Source organism: Streptomyces sp. T39 (genome assembly GCF_008042045.1).
Lineage (GTDB): Bacteria > Actinomycetota > Actinomycetes > Streptomycetales > Streptomycetaceae > Streptomyces.
Genome location: NZ_RDBP01000037.1, coordinates 437,402 through 441,413, shown reverse-complemented (window position 1 = coordinate 441,413; position 4,012 = coordinate 437,402). Strand labels below are relative to the sequence as shown.

4 protein-coding genes are annotated in these 4,012 nt (G+C 64.1%); all 4 read right to left on the bottom strand.

The annotated features are described in order from the left end of the window. A partial coding sequence (locus tag EAO77_RS24400; RefSeq protein WP_147991001.1) for a transposase occupies window positions 1-258 on the bottom strand: 258 nt, incomplete at its 3' end. A gap of 191 nt (window positions 259-449) precedes the next feature. Next, window positions 450-1,022 (bottom strand): hypothetical protein, encoded by a 573-nt coding sequence (locus EAO77_RS24395; protein ID WP_147990431.1) that lies wholly within the window; start codon window positions 1,020-1,022, stop codon window positions 450-452. A gap of 78 nt (window positions 1,023-1,100) precedes the next feature. Continuing rightward, window positions 1,101-2,288 carry a hypothetical protein gene (locus EAO77_RS24390; RefSeq protein ID WP_147990430.1) on the bottom strand — a complete coding sequence of 396 codons (1,188 nt, stop codon included), beginning with the start codon at window positions 2,286-2,288 and terminating at the stop codon, window positions 1,101-1,103. 386 nt (window positions 2,289-2,674) lie between these two features. Further along, a complete protein-coding gene (gene dapD, locus EAO77_RS24385) occupies window positions 2,675-3,676 on the bottom strand; it encodes a 2,3,4,5-tetrahydropyridine-2,6-dicarboxylate N-succinyltransferase (protein ID WP_147990429.1) in 1,002 nt (333 codons plus the stop codon). Between the last annotated feature and the right edge of the window lie 336 nt (window positions 3,677-4,012).

Here is a 4,012-nt window from a genome sequence, read left to right as displayed (position 1 = left end):
GAGCCGGGCCCAGACCCGGTCCCGGCTCCACTGAGCGAAGCGTCGGTAGACCGTGGGCCAGGCGGGACCAAACACCGGCGGCAGCTGCCGCCAGGTGCAGCCCGACGTTGCCACGAAAATGATCGCGGCCAGGGCTTCACGGTCACCGGCCCGCCGTCGGCCACCGCCCTGTGGGCGCGTGACCACTGCGGGCGGCACCACCCGCCGGAACAGCACCCACAACTCGTCCGGCACAAGTCGCTCAACGAGATCCGTCATGCACGGCTCAACGAACGATCACGCCATAAGAAACGACGTCTTAGGCAGCCACTTTGGGGCGAGCCTCTAAGACCATGGCCCCAACGTCGTGCTTTAACGGGCAGGTCCACAGACTGCCCGACGCGCCGGAAGCTTACGGGGCCATGATCACTCGCCCCAAAGCAGCTCCAGCCCAAAGCCGCTCCACCGACCTAGTCTGCACAGATGTCGTCGAGTAGTGAACGACCCTCGACGCGGGCGACATACCTCTCACCATTACTATCCGCGCGTATATCGATCCGATAGATATCCTCGGCTCCCACTCGAGCGAATAGATCGGTCAGGCTGTCGAGCGGAATTTTGTACAGCGTCTTGCGTCGCTTATTGTCGGAGCATACGTAGACGCCATCCAACATTCCGGAATCTTCGGTAACGGAGAAATGCCAGACATAGCTGTGAATTATCTGGTTACATAGGCGGGGAAGCGAAAGCGAATCCGCTGTACCACCTGCGAGATCATACAGCTCGTAAAACTCGTAACGGTTGTATACATCCGGCACTCCCCCGACCAACGAGTAGCGCTCGACGGGGAAGTTGCGCGCAGCAAGGCTATCGGAGATTTTGCGGGACTCGTTCAGTCGTCGGACAATGAAGGCGCCAAGCATCATGTCACGCTCGACTAGATAAGTGGTTCGCTCAGTCCACCGTTTCTGGGATTTTCGCTTTCCGAGTCGTTCGGCAATTCTAAGCAAGTCCTCGCGCCACGGCGTCGAGTCGCCGATCATTAAGCTACCTCCACTCTATAACTGACTCCGGGATGTACGGCAAATATGTGCGGGGGCGCCTGTCATTTCCCGTAGCCATTAGGCTGGGACATCGTGGAAGGCGCGACGAATTCGATCCAAAATCGCGATGATCCCAGACCAATCTTCCCCGGGTTGAATGGCTCCTCTGGCTATGGCGTCATCCAACTTCCTCCGAAATTCTTTCTGTAGGCGACTTTTGTCAAGAAGTTCCCCCTGGTAGGCGCCCTGCCGCTTTACGTACCCGGTCCACTGCACCGGCGTTAGTTCACCTGTCGGGTATTTCAGAATATCCTCGCCGAAGTACAACTCCAGAGCGCCCGCTTTACCGTTCACATCGAAGGCTTCGCGCCCGGTGGGGCCAATCGTCGGGTAGTTCCTAGCCAAGTCGATTTCAGGATACTGAAGCACTCTGAAAGTAGGCGGGAGCTGGGTACTCCCGGCGGTCAGTACATCCGAGGCCGCCGTATCATTATCGAAGATAGCGATCACCCTATTTGCGACTCCTGATGCCGCAAATGACTTCAAGGTTCGCGCGAGGGCGCTGGCCCCTCCCTCTGCGCCGACCCCGAAATCCATGAATTTCAGGAAGTCAACAAGATGCGGATACACTAACGAGAGTGCGCCGCTCAAAAATGCGGCATCGGTCGACCCTTCCGTCAGTACAATCACAGGGAAGGTTGCGACATTGGCGCGTCTCTTCTTCTCCAGTTCTATTTCACACAGCCGGGGATCGGGTGACACGAAGCCGCGACCCACCACATCCGCGAGATTCCAGACTACGGGCACGTCAGTCTCATGCATTTCAATTACGGCTCGAATTATGTAACGAATGTCGACCGACGGATCAATCCAGTCGGAATCCGTGCCGAAGTCGAACCAACCGGTCTGCCTCACCGACTTCTTTCCATCCTCCAGCCACGCATCAAAATCAAATTCGTCTGGCCGGTACTCTTCTGGAGTTTCGGCATAACCATGATTGAAGGCGGCGGACGTTGCGTCAATATCGATACCGAGGAGTCCCAACCGATCTAGCATTCTGTGGGATGAAATGGTGAAATAGTCCAGGTCGCCATTCTCGTCACAACAGGCGTCGCACTCGCGAAAAATCGACGCCGCTTCGGGGTTATAGCCCTCATGGAATGATTGGAACCACGTGTCCCCCACGGTGAAAAATGAATGCGCAGCCAACATATCCCCCTGATCCGTGTTCGGGCCCAGGCTAAGCGTCTTGGCGTTCTTCGTCACGCGAATTGAGATAAGTGATCGACGAAGCCCCCGCCGGTCCCGGGTGCTGCCAGGCCGACGCGATGGCGAAGCGCTGCCCGACGGCAGCGCTGACGGCAACGACGGTGGACGGCAGCAACACTCAGCGACCCAGCATGGTGCCGGCGCAGGCCGATCCGGTGGGCCGACCAAGGCTTGCCCGCATCTTCTAAGCGCCTGTCCCTCACCGGGGAGCAAACACTCGCCGGGGAGGCAGGTGTCTTCCCTGAACGCACGAGCGCCCTCCCGGGCCGTCCTAGGGCCGTGGAAGGGCGCTCAGCGTTGACCAACGTCGACAGCTACCGACAGCTCAGCAGCAGGTCAGCGCGTTGATCGATAAGGCGGCCGCAGGTCACGGCCTCCGGTGATCAGTTGTGGCTGTGCAGGACCTCGTTGAGCCCGCCCCACACCGCGTTGTTCGGACGGGCCTCGACCGTGCCGGTGACGGAGTTGCGGCGGAAGAGGATGTTGCTCGCGCCGGACAGCTCACGCGCCTTGACGACCTGGCCGTCGGGCAGCGTGACCCGGGTGCCGGCCGTGACGTAGAGGCCGGCCTCGACGACGCACTCGTCGCCGAGGGCGATGCCGACGCCCGCCTCGGCGCCGACGAGGCAGCGCTCGCCGATCACGATGCGGACGTTGCCGCCGCCGGACAGCGTGCCCATGGTGGACGCGCCGCCGCCGATGTCCGAGCCGTCGCCCACGACCACGCCCGCGGAGATGCGGCCCTCGACCATGGAGGTGCCGAGGGTGCCCGCGTTGAAGTTGACGAAGCCCTCGTGCATGACCGTGGTGCCCTCGGCGAGGTGCGCGCCGAGGCGGACGCGGTCGGCGTCGGCGATGCGCACGCCCTTGGGCGCTACGTAGTCCGTCATCCGCGGGAACTTGTCCACGGAGGTCACCTGGAGGTGCAGGCCCTCGGCGCGGGCGTTGAGCCGCACGGTCTCCAGGCTGTCCACGGCGACCGGGCCGAGGCTGGTCCAGGCGACGTTGGCGAGAAGGCCGAAGATCCCGTCGAGGTTCTGCCCGTGCGGCGCGACCAGACGGTGCGAGAGCAGGTGCAGACGGAGGTAGGCGTCGTGGGCGTCGAGCGGCTTGTCGTCGAGGGACGCGATGACGGTGCGGACGGCGACGACCTCGACGCCCCGGCGGGCGTCCGGGCCGACGGCCTTGGCCGCGCCTTCGCCGAGGAGCTCGACGGCCTGCTCGGCCGTCAGCCGCTCGGTGCCGGCGGGGCCGGGTTCCGCGGCGAGCGCGGGGGCGGGGTACCAGGTGTCGAGGACGACGCCCTCGGCGGTGAGGGTGGCGAGACCGGCGGCCACGGCGCCGGTGGTGCGCTGAGCGGTGGTGCTGTCGGACGAGTCAGTCATGACAGGAAACCTAACCGCCGGGGCCGCGCCCGGGCCAACCGGTCTCACCTCCCGGTCGCGCCGCGGGCCCGGCCCGGCACGGACCCGTGCGCGCGGGCGCCGGCGGACGGGGCACGTCCGTGCGGGCGCGGGCGCCTCCGTGGAGAAGGAGCGGGTCCCGGCGGCGGGGGCGCGTCCGTGCCGGGCCGGGCCCGCGGCGCGACCGGGAGGTGAGACCGGTTGGCCCGGGCGCGGCCCCGGCGGTTAGGTTTCCTGTCATGACTGACTCGTCCGACAGCACCACCGCTCAGCGCACCACCGGCGCCGTGGCCGCCGGTCTCGCCACCCTCACCGCCG